This window comes from Streptomyces sp. NPDC050485 (assembly GCF_044458185.1).
Classification (GTDB): Bacteria; Actinomycetota; Actinomycetes; order Streptomycetales; family Streptomycetaceae; genus Streptomyces.
This window is the reverse complement of record NZ_JBITHR010000001.1, coordinates 530,623-547,493: the sequence shown is the minus strand read 5'-3', so window position 1 is coordinate 547,493 and position 16,871 is coordinate 530,623. Positions and strand designations below refer to the sequence as shown.

Here is a 16,871-nt window from a genome sequence, read left to right as displayed (position 1 = left end):
AGATCCTCAACCCCCGCCCCGAACTGGGCATTTGTCCGATTCCGCATCGCTAGCGTGCTGCCGCACCCGGAAATCGCACCCGGGCATCCCCCCAGCAACGCAGAGGCAGGCACGGCATGGGCAGCAGTACGCACCGGCGCAGGGCGAGCGGCAAGACCAAGGTGATCGGCGGGGTGGCCGCCGCGGCGGTCGTCGGCGGCGCGGCCTTCGCGCTCACCGGCACCGCGCAGGCCGCCTCGGTCGGCGCGGCGTACACCAAGACCAGCAGCTGGACCGGCGGCTACACCGGCCAGTACGTCATCACCAACGACACCGGCAAGACCCTCGCCGACTGGACGCTGGAATTCGACCTGCCGGCCGGCACCTCGCTCTCCTCCCTCTGGAACGGCGACCAGTCCGTCAAGGGACAGCACGTCACGGTGAAGCCGCCGAGCTGGGACAAGGGCGGTCTCGCGGCGGGCAAGTCGGTGACCGTCGGCTTCGTCACCTCCGCGAGCGGCAGCGCGGGCGACCCGACCGGCTGTCTCATCGACCAGGAGAAGTGCTCCGTCGACACCGGCGCCACCCCGCAGCCCAGCGGCCGCCCCACCGGAGGGCCCACCCCGGGGCCCTCGCAGTCGGCGTCCACCAAGCCGACGGCCAAGCCCACCGCGCAGCCCTCGAAGTCGGCGACCGCCATACCGACCCCGAGTCAGTCGTCCGGCTCCGGCACCACCACCGGCGCCTCCTTCGCCCCGTACGTGGACACCTCGCTCTACCCCACGTACGACCTGACCGGCACCGCCGACAAGACCGGCGTCAAGCAGTTCAACCTCGCCTTCGTCACCTCCGGCGGCAGCTGCGTCCCGCTGTGGGGCGGGGTCACCGACCTGGCGAGCGACAAGGTCGCCGCGCAGATCGGCGCGCTGCGCGCCAAGGGCGGCGACGTGCGGGTCTCCTTCGGCGGCGCCGCCGGCTCCGAGCTGGGCCTGGTGTGCAAGAGCGCGGATGAGCTGGCCGCCGCGTACGGCAAGGTCATCGACGCGTACAAGCTCACCAAGGTCGACTTCGACATCGAGGGCGCCGCGCTGCCCGACACCGCCGCCAACACCCGCCGCGCGCAGGCCATCGCGAAGCTCCAGCAGTCGCACCCCGGCCTCGACGTCTCCTTCACGCTGCCCGTGATGCCGGAGGGGCTGACCCAGCCCGGTGTGGATCTGGTCGCCGACGCCAAGAAGAACGGGGTCAAGGTGTCCGCCGTCAACATCATGGCGATGGACTACGGGCCGTCCTACAGCGGCGACATGGGTGACTACGCCATCCAGGCCGCCACCGCAACTCAGGCTCAGATCAAGGGAGTTCTCGGGCTGTCCGACGCCGCCGCGTGGAAGGCCGTCGCCGTCACGCCGATGATCGGCGTGAACGACGTCAACGTCGAGACATTCACCGTCGCCGACGCCACCAAGCTGGTGGACTTCGCCAAGTCCAAGGGCCTCGGCTGGCTCGCGATGTGGTCCGCCGCCCGCGACCAGCAGTGCCCGGGCGGCGCCAAGACCTCCGCCGACCCGACCTGCTCCTCGATCACCCAGGCCCCGCTGGCCTTCACGAAGGCCTTCGGCTCCTACAAATAGCCCCCTCCCAGCCCCAACTGCCGTGCGCCCCGGCCGGGTTCGACCTTCCCCCCCATCCGGCCGGGGCGCGCTGTTCAGTGCTGCGAGAGGCAACAGCGAGTGCCCATCACTTGGCTCCCTCGCGGGCCGAGTCCAGGTAGTCCGACCTGGGCGTTCATGGTCCTTCCGGCCCAGTAGGCTCGCCGATTGTGCGTGTACTAGTCCTCGAAGACGACCCCGAACTCGGCCCTGTGATCACCAGGGAACTGCGGGAGGCGGGATTCGCCGTCGACTTCGCTGCCGATCTCGCCGATGCCGACCTCAAGCTCGCGGTCAATACGTACGACTGCCTGATCGCGGACCGCACGTTGCCCGACGGTGACGCGCTCACCCTGCTCGCCGCTCAGCGCAGGGCAGGCTCCACCCTCCCGATCCTCCTGCTCACCGCCCTCGACGCGGTCACCGACCGGGTGGCCGGCTTCGAACACGGCGCCGACGACTATCTCGTCAAGCCCTTCGCGTTCGCCGAGCTCAACGCCCGGGTGCGTACCCTGTGCCGCCGCGGCCAGCCCGCCCGGCTGCCCGAGCTGCGCGTCGGCGACCTGGAGCTCGACCTTCCACGCCGCCGGGTGCGGCGAGACGGCGTGCTGCTCACCCTCACCGCGAAGGAGTTCGCGGTCCTGGAGGTCCTGATGCTGCGGGCCGACGAGGTGGTCACCCGCACCGAACTCATCGAACGCTGCTGGGACGAGCAGACCGAACCGCTCTCCAACGTCGTCGACGTCCTCATAGGCCAGCTGCGCCGCCGACTGGGGCCGCCCGAGCTCATCGTCACGGTGCGCGGCGTCGGGTACCGCATCGCCGACCCGGCCACGGACCTGTGATGTCACTCGCACCCGCCGCCACGCGGCTGCGCCGGGCCCGGTGGGTGATGACCCTGCTCTTCGCGGCGACCACCACAGCCTGCCTGCTGGTGCTCGCCACCATCGCCGCCCACACCGATACGCAGTCCCGCACGCGCGATCTCGACAACGACGTCAGCCACCGGGCCGACGGCCTGGCCCGCACCCTGTACTACGACAGAGGCACCCTGCACCTCGACGCGTTGCCGGACGACGACCTCGCCCGCGGAGCCGACGCACTCGGCGTCCTTCAGGCATCCGCGAATACCCGACCTCAGATCCGCTACGCCTACGCCTCTGCGGCTGGTCTGCCCGACCAGGCTGGTCTCGACGATATCTGGCAACAGGTCCAGCACGACCAGGAGACCGTCCTGGTCACCGCCCCGGCCGGCGGCGGCCGGGAATACCGGTGGGCTGCCGCCCCTGTTTGGGACAACGACAGGATCGGTGCCGCCGTGGTGATCGGAGCCGACCCCGCTCAGAGTCAGGCGGCCCACGACCGGCTGGTCCGCTGGCTGGTCCTCGGCTGCGCGGCCCTCGTGCTGGCGGCCGCCGCAGTCGGCCACCTGCTGTCCGGGCGGGCGACGCGGCCCGCGCTGCGGGGGCTCGAACAACAGGAGCAGTTTCTCGCGGAGGCGGCGCACGAGCTCCGTACTCCGTTGGCCACCTTGCGGCTGGTGGTGGAGAGGGGCAGCACCGCACCGGCTCGGGCACCCGCCGTGCTGGACGAGGCGGTCCGGCTGGTCGACCGGCTGGGGAGGCTGGTCACAGGGCTGCTGGCCCGGGCCCGGGTGGAGGCCGGTACCCAGAAAGTCGAGCTGACCCCGCTACGCCTCGACCAGTTGGTCGAGCAGACCGTTGAGGAACTGCCGGACCACACCGGCGTTACGGTCACCACGGATCCAGTCATCGTCGTCGGCGACCCCGAGCTGCTCGCCCAAGCGGTCCGCAACCTGGTGGAGAACGCCCTGCGGCACGGCGGCGGCACACGGGTCGAAGTGAGGGTCACCGCAGGCCGGGTCGGCGTACGGGACCACGGCCCCGGTGTGCCGGCCGAGGACCGTACGCGGGTCTTCGAACGCCGCGTCACCGGAGCCGCGAGCACCGGCACCGGCACCGGCCTCGCCATCGTCCGCTGGGTGGCCGAGCTCCACGGCGGCTCTGCCCAGCTCTCCCGGGCGCCCGGTGGCGGGCTGCTGGCGGAGCTGCTGCTGCCACCGCGCGCGGGTAGCTGACGCGACCTAGGCGAGGCCCGGCCGCCCTTGCCAGGTCACCTCATCTTCATCTCATGAAGCGGCAGGCAAGGTGAAGCCATGTCCACGTTCTCATCTGGCCCTCCGCGGCGCCTGCGCTCCGCCGCACTGTTTGCAGCCGCCGCGATCGGCGCCACCGCAGTCATTTACGCCCTGCCCGCGACCGGGGCCGGCACCTCGGGCGATGCGGGCTCCGGCACCGCGGTGGCAGTCCGGGTCAACCAGGTCGGCTACGCCGTCGGGGAGACCAAACAGGCGTTCGTGATGGGTTCGGACGCCGCACTGAGCCGGGCCGGTTTCCGGTTGGTGGACGAAGAAGGCGCCACCGTGGCCACCGGCGAGGTCGGCAACCGTACCGGCACCTGGAACAGCAAGTACCCGGTCGTCCACACCGTAGACCTGTCGGCCGTCAACACTCCTGGCAGCTACCGCCTTGAGCTCACCGGCACAGCCTCCGGCAGTTCCCCGAGGTTCAAGATCGCGCCCGCCAAGGACCTGCTCACCCCGCTCATCGAGGACAACGTCCGGTTCTTCCAAGCGCAACGGGACGGCGCAGATGTCCTGCCGCAGGTGCTGCACCGCCGGCCCTCGCATCTGACGGACCGTCAGGCGACCGTCTATGCCACCCCGCACTACAACGCCGACGGCACCCGGCTACTGGACGACAAGCTGACGCCGGTCGGCGGCCCCATCGACGTCTCAGGAGGCTGGTCCGATGCGGGTGACTTCCTGAAGTTCACGCACACCACCGCCTACAGCACCGCCGATCTGCTGCTGGCCCTGCGCACGACACCGCAGGCCGCGGGCCTTGCCGACGAGGCCAGGCAAGGCGTGGCCTGGCTGGACAAGATGTGGGACGGCAAGACCGGCACCCTCTACGCGCAGGTCGGCATCGGGGCGGGCAACGACAACGTGCGCACCGATCACGATGTGTGGCGGTTGCCGGAGGCCGACGACAAACTGGACGTGAAGCCGGGCGACCCCGACTACCTGATCAAGAACCGGCCGGTCTTTCGGGCCAACGAACCCGGCGCCCCGATCAGCCCGAATCTGGCCGGCCGAGTCGCCGCGGTCTTCGCGCTTGCCGCGCAGAACAGCGCACGGAGTGATCCGGACGCCGCCAAGTCCTGGCTGGACAAGGCCGCCGCCGTATACGCCCAGGCGGACACCAAGCCCAGTGGCGAACTGATCACCGCGTTCCCGCACAACTTCTACCCCGAAGACTCCTGGCAGGACGACATGGAGTTCGGCGCCGCCGAGTTGAGCCTGGCCGCCAGGACACTGGGCGACGAGCGGGCCCACAACTGGCAACAGCAGGCGGGCCACTGGGCGAAGGAATACATCGCCTCCGACACCAAAGGCACCCTCGGTGTCGGTGACGTCAGCGCCCTCGGCCACGCCGACCTGCTCGGCCTTCTGAAGGCGGAAAGCGGCGGCGCAGACAGCGTGACCCCCGCCGACCTGCAGGGCGACCTGCGTCGGCAGTTGGACGACGGGGTGAGCCGGGCGGCCAAAGACCCCTTCAGGGCAGGCGCGGTGTACACCGACTTCGACTCAGTGCCACACACCTTCGGCCTGGTCGCCACCGCGCAGATCTACACGAAGGCCACCGGTGACCACCACTACGACGCCTTCGGTGCACAACAGCGCGGCTGGGCGCTGGGCGCCAACTCCTGGGGCAGTACCTTCATGATCGGCGCAGGTGAGATCTACCCCCACTGCCCGGAGCACCAGCTGGCCAACTTGGGCGGCAGCCTCGACGGCAAGGGCGACATCCTGCGCGGCGCTGTGGTCAACGGGCCGAACGCCGCAGAAAAGCTCGCCGACCTCAACACCTTCCCGACCATGAAACGCTGCTCCTCGAACCCCGGTGTCCCCTGGACCGACTTCGACGGGGGCAAGGCCCGCTTCCTCGATGACGTGGGCGCCTGGCAGACCGTGGAGCCCTCCGTCGACTTCACCTCCACCGCGATGCTGGCCTTCGTCCTGTCGACGACCTGAGCGATTGATGGCGCCAGGCCCCGAGCATCGGCCGCAACGGCCAGGCGTCGAAGCGGTCGGCCGCGCCCCGCATCGTCAGCCGCCCCGCCCCGCCCCACCCCGCCGCGACGTCAGACCCCGGGAAATTCGGGCAGTTCACCCGTGCGGGCCAGTTCGGCGTACCAGTGGGCGCTCGACTTCGGGGTGCGCGTCAGGCTCTCGTAGTCCACGTACACCGCGCCGAACCGCTTGCCGTACCCGTACGACCACTCGAAGTTGTCCATCAGCGACCAGAGGTAGTAGCCCCGCACGTCCGCACCCGCCTCGATCGCCTGGCGCACCATCGCGAGGTGGCCGCGCAGATAGCGGATGCGGTCCACGTCGTGCACCCTGCCGTCCGGGCCTGGCTTGTCGTCGCAGGCCGCCCCGTTCTCGGTGACCAGGAGCGGCAGTCCCGGTGCCTCGCGGGTGTAGCGGAGCAGCAGGTCGTACAGGCCCGACGGGTCGATGGTCCAGCCCATCGCGGTCCGCTCGCCCGGCGGCTGGTGGAAGGCGACCGACGCGGCGCCCGGCCAGGGCGAGTGCGCGCTCGCGCCGTGGCCGTCCGCGCGGCTGCCCGCCGGATCCGGCTCGGCCGCCGGATCCGGCTCGGCCGCCGACACCAGGGCGGTCGTGTAGTAGTTGAGGCCGAGCGCGTCGAGCGGCTGGTGGATCGTCCGCAGATCGCCGTCGTGCACGAACGACCAGTCGGTGACGGAGGCCGTGTCCGCGAACAGGTCCCGGGGGTAGGCGCCGTGCAGCATCGGCCCGTGGAAGACGCCGTTGGCGAGGTCGTCGATCCTGCGCACCGCCGCCAGGTCCGCCGGATCCTGCGAAAGCGGCCTGACCACCGAGGAGTTGAGGCTCACCGCGATCTGGTTGCGGGCCGGGAGCGCGGAGCGCAAGGCGAGGGTCGCCTCCCCGTGCGCCAGATTGAGGTGGTGGGCGGCGCGCAGCGCGGCCGCCGGGTCGGTCCGCCCGGGTGCGTGGACCCCGGAGGCGTACCCCAGAAAGGCGCTGCACCAGGGCTCGTTGAGGGTGATCCACCGCTCCACCCGGTCGCCGAGCGCGCCGGCCACCAGCGCCGCGTACTCCGCGAAGCGGTACGCGGTGTCCCGCTCCGGCCAGCCGCCGCCCGCGGCGGAGCCGCTAGAAGACGCAGTCTCCAGCTCCTGCGGCAGGTCCCAGTGGTAGAGGGTGAGCGCGGGCGCGATCCCGTGGTCGAGGAGCTCGTCCACCAGGCGCCGGTAGAAGTCCAGGCCGCGCTGGACGGCGGGCCCGCGGCCGGTGGGCTGCACCCGCGACCAGGAGACGGAGAAGCGGTACGAGGTGAGGCCGAGCTCCGCCATCAGCGCGACGTCCTCGCGCCAGCGGTGGTAGTGGTCCACCGCGAGATCGCCGGTGTCGCCGTCGGCGACCTTGCCCGGGGTGTGGCTGAAGGTGTCCCAGATCGACGGCGTGCGGCCGTCCTCCCCCGCCGCCCCCTCGATCTGGTAGGCGGAGGTGGCGGCGCCCCAGAGGAACCCGGGCGGAAAGCGGTCGGACATACGGCACTCCCAACGTGCGTACGGATGACGGGACTTGGGCTAGCCCTTGACCGCGCCCTGCATGATGCCGCCCACGATCTGCCGCCCGAACAGGACGAACGCGAGCAGCAGCGGCAGCGTGCCGAGCAGGGCGCCGGCCATGATGACCGACTGGTCGGGGATGAAGCCGCGGCCGAGGCCGGTGAGGGCGACCTGGACGGTGGGGCTGCCGTTCTGGGTCAGCGCGATGATCGGCCAGAAGAAGTCGTTCCAGGCCATCACGAAGGTGAGCATCCCGAGCACCGCCATCGCGGGCCGGGCGACCGGGAACACGATGTGCCACACCACCCGCCAGCTGCTCGCCCCGTCCACCCGGGCGGCCTCGACCAGTTCGGTGGGCAGCGCCTCCACGAGGTACTGGCGCATGAAGAACACCCCGAACGCGCTGACCAGGGTGGGCAGGATGACGGCCTGGAGCTGGTCGGTCCAGGACAGCTTGGCGATCAGCATGTACAGCGGTACGACGCTGAGCTGCGGCGGCACCATCATCGTGCCGATCACCAGGAGCAGCAGCAGGTTCTTGAAGCGGAAGCGGAGCTTGGCGAAGGCGAAACCCGCCAGGGTGGAGAAGAACACCGTGCCCGCGGCGATCGAGCCCGCCACGATCGTGGTGTTGAGCAGGGCCGTGCCCATGTTGGCGTCGGTCCAGGCGATCCGGAGGTTCTTGAACAGGTTCCCGCCGAACCAGAACGGCGGGGGAGTCTGCGCGAGGCGGGTGTTGGTGCGCGACGCGGCGATCGCCGTCCAGATCAGCGGGAAGAGCGATCCGGCGGTGAACACAGTAAGGACGGCGTAGGTGAGGCGGCCGCCGTGCAGCTGGCGTCCGGCACGCTGGGCGGTCAACTCGTCATCCCCTTGCGCAACGTGTGGGAAACGAGCCAGTTCACCGCGCCGATGAGGAGCAGGATCAGGAACATCGCCCAGGCGATCGCCGAGGCCCGGCCGAGGTGCAGATTCACCCAGCCCTGCTCGTACAGGTAGAGGCCCAGCGTCTGGAACTGGTGGTCCGAGCCGCCGGTGGCCCCCGCGGCGCCGTTGAACAGGAGCGGCTCGCCGAACAGCTGGGTCGCGCCGATGGTCGAGACGACCGCGGTGAACAGGATCGTCGGCCGCAGCGACGGGACGGTCACATGGAGGAACTGCTGCCACCGCGAGGCCCCGTCGAGCGCGGCCGACTCGTACAGATCGGCGGGCACCGCCTGCATGGCGGCCAGGTAGATCAGCGCGTTGTAGCCGGTCCACCGCCAGATGACGATGGTGGAGACGGCGACCTGGGAACTCAAGCCGCCGTTCTGCCAGTCGATGTGGTCGAAACCCACCAGGCCGAGCGCCCAGTTGACCATCCCGTAGTCGCGCCCGAAGAGCAGCACGAACACCAGCGTCGCGGCCGCCACACTCGTCGCGTACGGAGTGAGCACGGCGACCCGGAAGAACATCGAGCCGCGCAGCCTGTAGTTGAGCAGATGCGCGATGCCGAGCGCGATGAGCAGCTGCGGCACGGTGGACAGGAGCCCGATGGTGACGGTGTTCTTCAGGGCGTTCCAGAAGAAGTCGTCCGACATCAGCCGCGAGAAGTTGCGCAGCCCCACCCACGTCATGTCGTTGGGCGCGGTCAGCTCGACCTGGTGCAGCGAGGCCCAGCCGGTGTAGAGCAGCGGGAAGAGGCCGAAGGCCGCGAAGAACACGAAGAAGGGCGCGATGAACGCGTACGGACTCCAGCGCACATCGCGCCGGTAGCGGCGGCGGCGCCGCTCCTCGGCACGGGTGCGGGCGGGGGCCGTGCCCTCTTGCCCGGGACCGGGGGAGGGCACGGCGGCCGTGGTGTCGCTCGCCATCGTCACTGGTCCAGCGCGTTGTCGATCGCCTTCACCGCGGCGTCCCAGCCCTGCTGCGGCGACTTGCCCTTCTGGTCGACCTGGAGCATGCCGATGTCCGCGAGGTTCTGCGAGATGATCAGGTCCTTCGGGCCGAGGATCTGGACCGGGGTGCCCTCGGCGGCCTTCGCGAAGATCTGGCCGATGGGCGCGTTGGCGAAGTAGGCGTGCTGGGCGTTCGCGACCGAGGGCAGTGCGTACGCCGCCTTGGCGCTCGGGAAGCTGCCGCGCTTCTCGAACAGGACGGCCTGCTGGGCGGGTTCGGTCAGCCAGGCCGCGAGCTTGGCCGCCTCCGCCGTGTGCTCGCCGGCCGACGGCACGACGAGGAAGGAGCCGCCCCAGTTGGAGGGCTTGGGCGCGGCGGCCACGTCCCACTGGTCCTTGCCCGAGGCGCCCGCCTTGTCCTGGATGTAGCCGAGCATCCACGCCGGGCAGGAGACGGTGGCGAAGGAGGCGTTGGCGAAGCCCTGGTCCCAGGTCGCCTGGAACTGCTGGAGCCGGGCGGTCAGCCCGTTGGTGGCGAAGGCGGCCGCGGTGTCCCAGGCCTGCTTCACGGCGGGGTTGGTCTTGTAGACGACCTTGCCGCCGGCGTCGTAGAACCGGGTGGCGCTCGACCCGGTGACCGAGGCCAGCACCCCTGAGGCGGAGTCCACGAAGGCGCTGCCCGCCGGGGCCTTGGCCTTGTACTGTTTGCCGACCTCCAGGTACTTGCTCCAGTCGCCCGCCCACAGCCTGCCCACGGCTTCTCGGTCGGTGGGCAGACCGGCCTTGGCGAAGAGATCCTTGCGGTAGCAGATGCCCTGCGGCCCGATGTCGGTGCCGAGACCGACCGTCCTGCTGTCCTTGGTGGTGGCCTGCGCCCACTTCCACGGCAGGAAGTCGGCCTTGCTGACACCCGGCGCCTTGGACAGGTCCGCCAGCTTGGCGCCCTGGGTCGCGGTGATCTCCGCGATGTTGTCGACCTCGACGGCCTGGATGTCGGCGAGCCCGCTGCCGGAGCCCAGATGGGTCAGGAGCTGCGAGTAGTAGTTCTCGTTCCGCTCGATCGAGGTCTGCTTGATCTCGATGTCCGGGTGGAGCTTCATGTACGCGTCGTAGAGCCCGGCCTCCTTCAGTCCGAAGGCGCCGAAGACGCCGACGGTGAGGGTGGTCTTCGCACCGCCCCCGCCCCCGCCTCCCGTTGTCGAGCCCCCGCCCGGATCCTTGCCGTCACTGGCACAGCCGACGAGCAGCCCGGTGCCGAGCGCGGCCACGGCGGCGCAGGCCGTCAGTCGTCTGCTCATGCGTGTACGCGTGCGCATTGCTTCCTCCAACTGTCGTCCGGGCCAAGCCGATTGAGGCGCGTCGCCGCGGGCGGAAGGTATGCGAAAGGTGTAGGGGTCCTCTAGTGTGGGAGCGCTCCCAGCCGTGATGTCTTGAAGGGTTGCGGCTACCTGTCGGGGTGTCAAGGGACCGCGCAGTGACAGTTGTTGGCGCTCTCCGATCACCTCGTGCTGTTACGTTCACCGGAGATTGGCGCGTTGGGGAGGCAGACATGGCGGCAGCTCGCACGGTCCGGGGCCGGGGCGCGGGACGGCCCACCCTCGAAGAAGTGGCGGCCCGGGCCGGGGTCGGCCGGGGCACCGTGTCCCGGGTGATCAACGGATCGCCGCGGGTCAGCGACGAGACCCGCGCCGCGGTGGAGGCGGCCGTCGCGGAACTCGGCTACGTACCCAACCGCGCGGCCCGCGCCCTGGCCGCCAACCGCACCGACGCGATCGCGCTGGTCGTGCCCGAGCCCGAGGCCCGCTTCTTCGCCGAGCCGTACTTCTCGGACATCGTGCGCGGGGTGGGCGCGGCGCTGGCCGACACCGAGATGCAGCTCCTGCTCACCCTGGTCGGCGGCGACCGCGAGCGCCGCAGACTGGCCCAGTACCTGGCCTCGCACCGAGTGGACGGCGTCCTGCTCGTCTCGGTCCACGCGGACGACCCGCTCCCCGAGCTCCTGGAACAACTCGACATCCCGGTGGTGATCAGCGGCCGCCGCTCCGAGGACGAGCCGCTCCCCTCGGTCGACTCCGACAACTTCGGGGGCGCCCGCACCGCCGTCGCCTATCTGCTCGGCCGCGGCCGGCGCGCCATAGCGACCATCACGGGACCGCTCGACGTGTACGGAGCCCGCTGCCGCCTGGACGGCTACCGCGCGGCCCTCGCCGGGTCCGGCCTCGGCGAACTGACCGCGCAGGCCGACTTCACCGAGGAGGGCGGCCGCCGCGCGATGACCGAACTCCTGGCCCGCTGCCCGGCCCTGGACGCGGTCTTCGCCGCCTCCGACGTCATGGCGTCCGGCGCCCGCCAGATCCTGCGCGAACACGGCCGCCGCATCCCCGAGGACATAGCCCTGATCGGCTTCGACGACTCGGCGATAGCCCGCCACATGGACCCGCCCCTGACGAGCGTGCGCCAGCCGATCGAGGAAATGGGCCGAGCGATGGCGGAGCTGCTCCTGGCGCAGATCACCAACCCCCAGCCGGTGCGGCCGCGCCTGGTGCTGCCTACGGAGCTCGTGGTGCGGGCGTCTTCGTAGCCGCGTACAAAGGCTTGCACCCCATTGCCGAGGGCGGGCCTGTCAGCGAGGGCGTCCACTGCCGCGCGGAAGCACGACCGAAGCCCCTACGGCCCCTACGGACGCTCCACGTAGTCCCACAAAGAAGCCACAAGATCCACCGCTACGGTCCGCCCGGACGTCGACCTCTGGCGGAGATCTGTTGTGAGCGCAACGCGTCGTACCGGGGGTCATGGGTGTGCCCGCAGGGAGGCAGGTAGATGAGGCAGACGGTGCGGAATCGCAGCAGGACGGTGCTGGCGGTCGCCGCCATCACGACCATGGTGCTCACGGTTTCGGCGTGCGGAGGCTCGGGCTCGACCGGCACCCCCTCCTCGAAGGCGAGCGCGTCGGCCGAGGGGAAGAAGCACAAGCACAAGGGGTCGAAGGCACCGTCGACGGGGACCGCGCCCAAGACGCCGGGCCCGCTGGAGCCGGCCGGGGCGTTCTCCGACGGGTTCGAGCGGGCCGCCGACAACGGCTGGCGCCCGACCATCAACGACACGACCGACCCGCAGCGCGCGCAGACGTCGCTGGCCGCGCTCGAAGCCCAGCCGAACAGCCAGATCCGGCAGGTGAGTTCGCCCGGCGCGCCGGCGAGGGACGGCGGCCACGCGCTGCAGATGACGGTGCCGCACCAGCTGGGCAGCTTCCGCTCGGAGGTTTCCCGCGGCTCGGTGCCGATGGGCTCGGAGGACTGGTACGGCTTCAGTGTCTACCTGCCGTCCAACTGGCAGAAGGACCCGCAGTCCAGCATCCTCGCGCAGTGGCACGCCGTCCTGAACGACCCCGGCAAGACCAAGGGAAACGGTGATGGCAGTCCCCCGGTGTCCCTGTCGGTGGCCGGGGACCACTGGCAGATGAAACTGCACTGGAACACCCAGGGCGGCATCTCCAGTGGGCCCGGATCGGGCCACAAGACCATCGATCTGGGGGCCATCACGCCCGGGGTCTGGACGGACTTCGTACTGCACGCCAAGTGGTCCAACACCAGCGCGGGCCTGGTCCAACTGTGGAAGGCCGGGCACCAGGTGATGGACTACAACGGCCCGATCGACTACAGCGCCCAGGTCGGCCCGTACTTCAAGCTCGGCATCTACCACCCCGACTGGAAGTCGTTCAAGAAGAGCAAGTACCAGCAGGACACCACCGCGACCGGCCCGATCGTGGTCTACGACGACGCGGTACGCACCATCGAGGGCCCGGGCACGTACGCGGCCGTCGCCCCGCGCTGACCGGTGCCGGGACGCGAAGAAGGCCCGACCCGTTTTCACGGATCAGGCCCTCTTCGTTCAGGGTGAGTAACGGGACTCGAACCCGCGACATCCTGGACCACAACCAGGTGCTCTACCAGCTGAGCTATACCCACCATGCGTGACCGGACTGTTGTGGTCTTGGGAAGTCCCTGGGGGCTTCCCTACCGGCCGAGAAAAAGTGTACAGGGTCCGGGAGGGTGCTCGCGCACATGTTTCGAGGCACCCTCCCGGACCGCCTCCGGAAGCGTTACTCCGCAGGCAGGACGTACTTTGCCGCGATGGCCTTCGCGGCGTCCGAGTCCGGGCCCGGCTGCGGGACGAAGATCGCCTCGCGGTAGTAGCGGAGCTCCGCGATGGATTCGCGGATGTCCGCAAGCGCCCGGTGGTTGCCGTTCTTGTCCGGGCTGTTGAAGTACGCCCGCGGGTACCAGCGGCGGGCGAGCTCCTTCACGGAGGAGACGTCCACGATCCGGTAGTGGAGGTGGGACTCCAGGCTCGGCATGTCCCGCAGCAGGAAGCCGCGGTCGGTGCCGACCGAGTTTCCGCACAGCGGCGCCTTGCCCGGCTCCTTGACGTGCTCACGTACGTACGCGAGGACCTGCTCCTCGGCGGCCGCCAGCGTGGTGCCGCCGGCCAGCTCGTCGAGGAGCCCGGAGGCGGTGTGCATGGTGCGCACCACCTCCGGCATGGTCTCCAGCGCGGCGTCAGGGGGACGGATCACGATGTCCACCCCTTCACCGAGCACGTTCAGCTCCGAGTCGGTGACCAGTGCGGCCACCTCGATAAGTGCGTCGTCCGTCAGCGAGAGCCCGGTCATCTCGCAGTCGATCCACACCATGCGGTCGTTCATGTGTCCACCCTACGGGGCACTCCGCTGGCCGGGCAGACTCGGACGACCACCGGTGTAGCCGGAGGCGTACAGGTCGGAGCTGGGTTTCCCCGGTTCCGGCGGAGCGTGCGAGGTGGCCGTGGGCCCCACCACCGCGCTGGCCGCCGCCGTCCGCCGGGCCTGTGGCAGCGCCTGGGGCAGGGCGGTCTCCGGCAGCGCGGCCGGCATCGGCACCGCGACGACACTTCCCACCGGGTCCGGTTGCGGACGCCTCGCCCGGTACGCCGCCCGGTAGGACGCCGGGGACGAGCCGAGCTGGCGGCGGAAGTGCCCGCGCAGCGCGACCGGCGACCGGAAGCCGCAGCGGCCCGCGACCTCGTCCACCGAGTAGTCCGACGTCTCCAGCAGGCGCTGGGCCTGCAGGACCCGCTGGGTGATCAGCCACTGGAGCGGGGCCGATCCGGTCAGCGAGCGGAAACGACGGTCGAAGGTGCGGCGGCTCATGTACGCCCGGGCGGCCAGGGTCTCCACGTCGAACTGCTCGTGGAGGTGCTCCAGCGCCCAGGCGACGACCTCGGCCAGCGGGTCGGAGCCGATCTCCTCAGGTAAAGACCTGTCGAGATAGCGCTCCTGCCCACCGCTCCGGCGCGGCGGCACGACAAGCCGGCGGGCCAGCGCGCCGGCCGCCTCACTGCCGTGGTCCGTCCGCACGATGTGGAGACAGAGATCGATTCCGGCCGCCGTTCCGGCCGATGTGAGGACGTCCCCGTCGTCGACGAAGAGCTCCCTCGGGTCCACGTGTACTGATGGATACCGTTTGGCCAGTGTCGGCGCGTACATCCAGTGCGTCGTCGCCGGGCGGCCGTCCAGCAGACCGGCCGCGGCGAGCACGAACGCCCCGGTGCACAGACCGACGATTCTTGCCCCTTCCTCGTGAGCCCGGCGCAGCGCGTCGAGCGCCGCGGCCGGTGGCGGTGAGGTGATGGAACGCCACGCGGGCACCACCACCGTTCCCGCCCTGCTGATCGCCTCCAGACCGTAGGGCGCGGTGAGTTCGAGTCCCCCTGTGGTCCGCAGAGGTCCTTCCTCACCCGCGCACACCAGCAGTCGGTAGCGCGGAACTCCCGCATCCTGTCGGTCGATGCCGAACACGGAGAGCGGAATGGAACTTTCGAAGATGGGGCCGCCGCTGAACAGCAGTACGGCGACGACTTCCCGGCGCCGGCGGCCGGCCAGCTTCTTTGCGGTCTCCGGTGATGCGGCAGCGGAGTCCTGGCTCATGGCGCTAAGCCCCCCTCGGTGTTCGCGGCTCCCCGTTCTTGTCGGGCTTGTCGCTCCTGCACTTTTCCCCTCGGTTTTGCACGAGTCCCCAGCCTTCGATACGCATGATCGAATCTACTGCGTCCCGTGGCGCCGGCGTGACAAGTCCGGCACCCAGCGCTATGTCGACAAGGCAACTTGGCGCGAAGCATTCGATCACGAAGCGTTTCACCCGCGGGGGCCCACAGGGAAGTGCGCCTCATACGGATGGCCCGTACCCGTATGGTGCAAGCGGCCCCAATGGTCCTTTCCTCCCTGGTGGCAAGGGGGTTGGTAGGCCATTTCGCCAAGGAATCCGCCACCGGGGGAAGTTGGCTGAAAATGTATGGGTGCAGGCGTGCGAACGCCTCATCCTTCCGGTCGACAGCCCCGCGTGTGCCGCCCCCCGGGACGCGCTCCCGGGGCCCCTCGGGCGTGCCGCCCGGACGGTGGAAGCGGCCCCCGCGCGCGTTCCTGGGCGGCGGCCCGCTCGGACTGGCGCAGCAGCAGTCGGCACGCCGCGGTCACGGCCGTCAGACCCAGCGCGGAGCCGGCCGCCCCGGCGAACGAGGCCCCGTACACGACGAGCACGACCGGCACGAGTACACAGCTGAACGCCGCCCACCGCACGACCTCGCCCGCCGGGTCGGCGGCGGGTTCGGCCGCGGCCGAAAGTGGTTCTGTGTTCACGGACCGGTTGGTACGTACGGCTTCGGACGCCGACGGCGGTCCGGGTGCGCGATGGCGGGAGCCGGGCGGCGCGGACGCGGCGGGGAGCCTGGCGACCGGGGGAGCGGGCACGGGGAAGCTGCTTCCTGATCGATGTCGGGGAACCGCGTGCCTAACGCGCGGGGTCCGGTCCGGTCACTGGAAGATCATCAGTGCGGGGGTGCAGAACCGGTCGACGGCGACCGCTGTAGAGGCCACCGGGCATTGCCATCCGGGACGGGCTCGTGCATGCTCCGGGGAACGCCGAGTAGGTTCGGCGGGCTCTGGGCAGGGGAGGAGTGTCGCCGTACCCTTGGGGGTATGGGGTTGGGAAGATGATTCCCGGACACAGCTCCGCCGCCGACTAGTTGTTGATCTCTGTCCCCGCTGTCCCCCGACTGAGGACCTCCTTCGCCGAGACACCCATGGCCGGTCACGAATACTCCGAACCCGCGGACCGCAAGCAGGTAGCCGACCCCGCGTCGGACCTCCAGGCGGCGCCAGATCCACGTCATTCCTGCGACCCCGCGTTCCGGCACGGCGTCGTCGTCGGCTTCGACGGCTCGACGTCCAGCGAGCGCGCGCTCGCCTACGCCATCGGCATGGCCAAGCGGTCCGGCTCCGGCCTGATCATCGTCCATGTCGCGAACCGGCTGCCCACCACGGTGTGGGCGGGCTGTGAACCGCCGGTCTTCGTGGACGTGCCGGACCACCGCACCGAGGTGCTCGGCCTCGAACTCGCCTGCGCCGACTACCTCGCCGAGGTCCCCTGGATCCTGGTCGAGCGCGGCGGCGACATCTGCCACGAACTGGAAGAAGTCGGGCGCGAGTACGCGGCGGACGCGATCGTGGTCGGCTCCACGCACGGCCTCGTCGGGCGGATCTTCGGCTCTGTCGCGGGCCGCCTCGCGCGCCGTGCGCAGCGCCCCGTCGTCGTCGTCCCGTAATCGCGCGTTGTCCCAGTTGAGACCG

General features: G+C 70.3%; 14 protein-coding genes and 1 tRNA gene. 7 read left to right on the top strand and 8 right to left on the bottom strand.

The window, feature by feature from the left end; translation table 11 throughout:
• Positions 1–116 precede the first annotated feature (116 nt).
• The 4 genes from ACIBK6_RS02375 to ACIBK6_RS02360 all read left to right on the top strand — a co-directional run bounded on the left by ACIBK6_RS02375 (position 117) and on the right by ACIBK6_RS02360 (position 5,745).
• On the top strand, positions 117–1,610 hold the full coding sequence (locus ACIBK6_RS02375) for a cellulose binding domain-containing protein (protein ID WP_399048031.1): 1,494 nt from the start codon (positions 117–119) through the stop codon (positions 1,608–1,610).
• Positions 1,611–1,798: 188 nt separating this feature from the next.
• The gene (locus ACIBK6_RS02370) at positions 1,799–2,473 is read left to right on the top strand and encodes a winged helix-turn-helix domain-containing protein (protein WP_399048030.1); all 675 of its coding nucleotides are present in this window, start codon (positions 1,799–1,801) and stop codon (positions 2,471–2,473) included.
• A complete protein-coding gene (locus ACIBK6_RS02365) occupies positions 2,473–3,726 on the top strand; it encodes a sensor histidine kinase (RefSeq protein WP_399048028.1) in 1,254 nt (417 codons plus the stop codon). Before ACIBK6_RS02370 ends, ACIBK6_RS02365 begins: the two co-directional genes overlap by 1 nt.
• Before the next feature lie 78 nt (positions 3,727–3,804).
• On the top strand, positions 3,805–5,745 hold the full coding sequence (locus ACIBK6_RS02360) for a glycoside hydrolase family 9 protein (RefSeq protein ID WP_399048026.1): 1,941 nt from the start codon (positions 3,805–3,807) through the stop codon (positions 5,743–5,745).
• A 110-nt stretch (positions 5,746–5,855) separates the two neighbouring features.
• On the opposite strand, the gene ACIBK6_RS02355 is transcribed toward ACIBK6_RS02360, so the two are convergent.
• The 4 genes from ACIBK6_RS02355 to ACIBK6_RS02340 are packed head-to-tail and all read right to left on the bottom strand — an operon-like array spanning position 5,856 to position 10,506.
• Positions 5,856–7,310, bottom strand: a complete 1,455-nt coding sequence (locus ACIBK6_RS02355) for a glycoside hydrolase family 1 protein (protein WP_399048025.1) — start codon at positions 7,308–7,310, stop codon at positions 5,856–5,858.
• Positions 7,311–7,349: 39 nt separating this feature from the next.
• Positions 7,350–8,231 (bottom strand): carbohydrate ABC transporter permease, encoded by an 882-nt coding sequence (locus tag ACIBK6_RS02350; RefSeq protein WP_399048453.1) that lies wholly within the window; start codon positions 8,229–8,231, stop codon positions 7,350–7,352.
• The gene (locus ACIBK6_RS02345; RefSeq protein ID WP_399048022.1) at positions 8,189–9,184 is read right to left on the bottom strand and encodes a carbohydrate ABC transporter permease; all 996 of its coding nucleotides are present in this window, start codon (positions 9,182–9,184) and stop codon (positions 8,189–8,191) included. The genes ACIBK6_RS02350 and ACIBK6_RS02345 overlap by 43 nt, the downstream gene beginning before the upstream one ends.
• A gap of 2 nt (positions 9,185–9,186) precedes the next feature.
• On the bottom strand, positions 9,187–10,506 hold the full coding sequence (locus tag ACIBK6_RS02340; RefSeq protein WP_399048020.1) for an extracellular solute-binding protein: 1,320 nt from the start codon (positions 10,504–10,506) through the stop codon (positions 9,187–9,189).
• Between the two features lie 251 nt (positions 10,507–10,757).
• On the opposite strand from ACIBK6_RS02340, the gene ACIBK6_RS02335 reads away from it, so the two are divergent.
• Complete coding sequence (locus tag ACIBK6_RS02335) at positions 10,758–11,789, top strand: LacI family DNA-binding transcriptional regulator (RefSeq protein WP_399048019.1); 1,032 nt, start codon at positions 10,758–10,760, stop codon at positions 11,787–11,789.
• A 239-nt stretch (positions 11,790–12,028) separates the two neighbouring features.
• Complete coding sequence (locus ACIBK6_RS02330; protein WP_399048017.1) at positions 12,029–13,042, top strand: polysaccharide lyase; 1,014 nt, start codon at positions 12,029–12,031, stop codon at positions 13,040–13,042.
• A 61-nt stretch (positions 13,043–13,103) separates the two neighbouring features.
• Here ACIBK6_RS02330 and ACIBK6_RS02325 read toward each other — a convergent pair.
• The 4 genes from ACIBK6_RS02325 to ACIBK6_RS02310 form a co-directional block, all read right to left on the bottom strand.
• Positions 13,104–13,176: transfer RNA gene (locus ACIBK6_RS02325), tRNA-His, on the bottom strand.
• A 134-nt stretch (positions 13,177–13,310) separates the two neighbouring features.
• On the bottom strand, positions 13,311–13,913 hold the full coding sequence (gene orn / locus ACIBK6_RS02320) for an oligoribonuclease (protein WP_399048015.1): 603 nt from the start codon (positions 13,911–13,913) through the stop codon (positions 13,311–13,313).
• A 9-nt stretch (positions 13,914–13,922) separates the two neighbouring features.
• Entirely contained in the window at positions 13,923–15,173 is a 1,251-nt protein-coding gene (locus ACIBK6_RS02315; protein ID WP_399048014.1) for a helix-turn-helix domain-containing protein, read from the bottom strand.
• Between the two features lie 387 nt (positions 15,174–15,560).
• Positions 15,561–15,881 carry a hypothetical protein gene (locus tag ACIBK6_RS02310; RefSeq protein ID WP_399048012.1) on the bottom strand — a complete coding sequence of 107 codons (321 nt, stop codon included), beginning with the start codon at positions 15,879–15,881 and terminating at the stop codon, positions 15,561–15,563.
• Positions 15,882–16,324: 443 nt separating this feature from the next.
• On the opposite strand from ACIBK6_RS02310, the gene ACIBK6_RS02305 reads away from it, so the two are divergent.
• A complete protein-coding gene (locus ACIBK6_RS02305) occupies positions 16,325–16,846 on the top strand; it encodes a universal stress protein (RefSeq protein WP_399048010.1) in 522 nt (173 codons plus the stop codon).
• Positions 16,847–16,871: the final 25 nt, after the last annotated feature.

Coding starts and splice junctions, on each gene's coding strand:
- ACIBK6_RS02375 (WP_399048031.1), top strand. CDS start 117: ATGGGCAGCAGTACGCACCGGCGCAGGGCGAGCGGCAAGACCAAGGTG.
- ACIBK6_RS02365 (WP_399048028.1), top strand. CDS start 2,473: ATGTCACTCGCACCCGCCGCCACGCGGCTGCGCCGGGCCCGGTGGGTG.
- ACIBK6_RS02360 (WP_399048026.1), top strand. CDS start 3,805: ATGTCCACGTTCTCATCTGGCCCTCCGCGGCGCCTGCGCTCCGCCGCA.
- ACIBK6_RS02355 (WP_399048025.1), bottom strand. CDS start 7,310: ATGTCCGACCGCTTTCCGCCCGGGTTCCTCTGGGGCGCCGCCACCTCC.
- ACIBK6_RS02345 (WP_399048022.1), bottom strand. CDS start 9,184: ATGGCGAGCGACACCACGGCCGCCGTGCCCTCCCCCGGTCCCGGGCAA.
- ACIBK6_RS02340 (WP_399048020.1), bottom strand. CDS start 10,506: ATGAGCAGACGACTGACGGCCTGCGCCGCCGTGGCCGCGCTCGGCACC.
- ACIBK6_RS02335 (WP_399048019.1), top strand. CDS start 10,758: ATGGCGGCAGCTCGCACGGTCCGGGGCCGGGGCGCGGGACGGCCCACC.
- ACIBK6_RS02330 (WP_399048017.1), top strand. CDS start 12,029: ATGAGGCAGACGGTGCGGAATCGCAGCAGGACGGTGCTGGCGGTCGCC.
- orn (WP_399048015.1), bottom strand. CDS start 13,913: ATGAACGACCGCATGGTGTGGATCGACTGCGAGATGACCGGGCTCTCG.
- ACIBK6_RS02315 (WP_399048014.1), bottom strand. CDS start 15,173: ATGAGCCAGGACTCCGCTGCCGCATCACCGGAGACCGCAAAGAAGCTG.
- ACIBK6_RS02305 (WP_399048010.1), top strand. CDS start 16,325: ATGGCCGGTCACGAATACTCCGAACCCGCGGACCGCAAGCAGGTAGCC.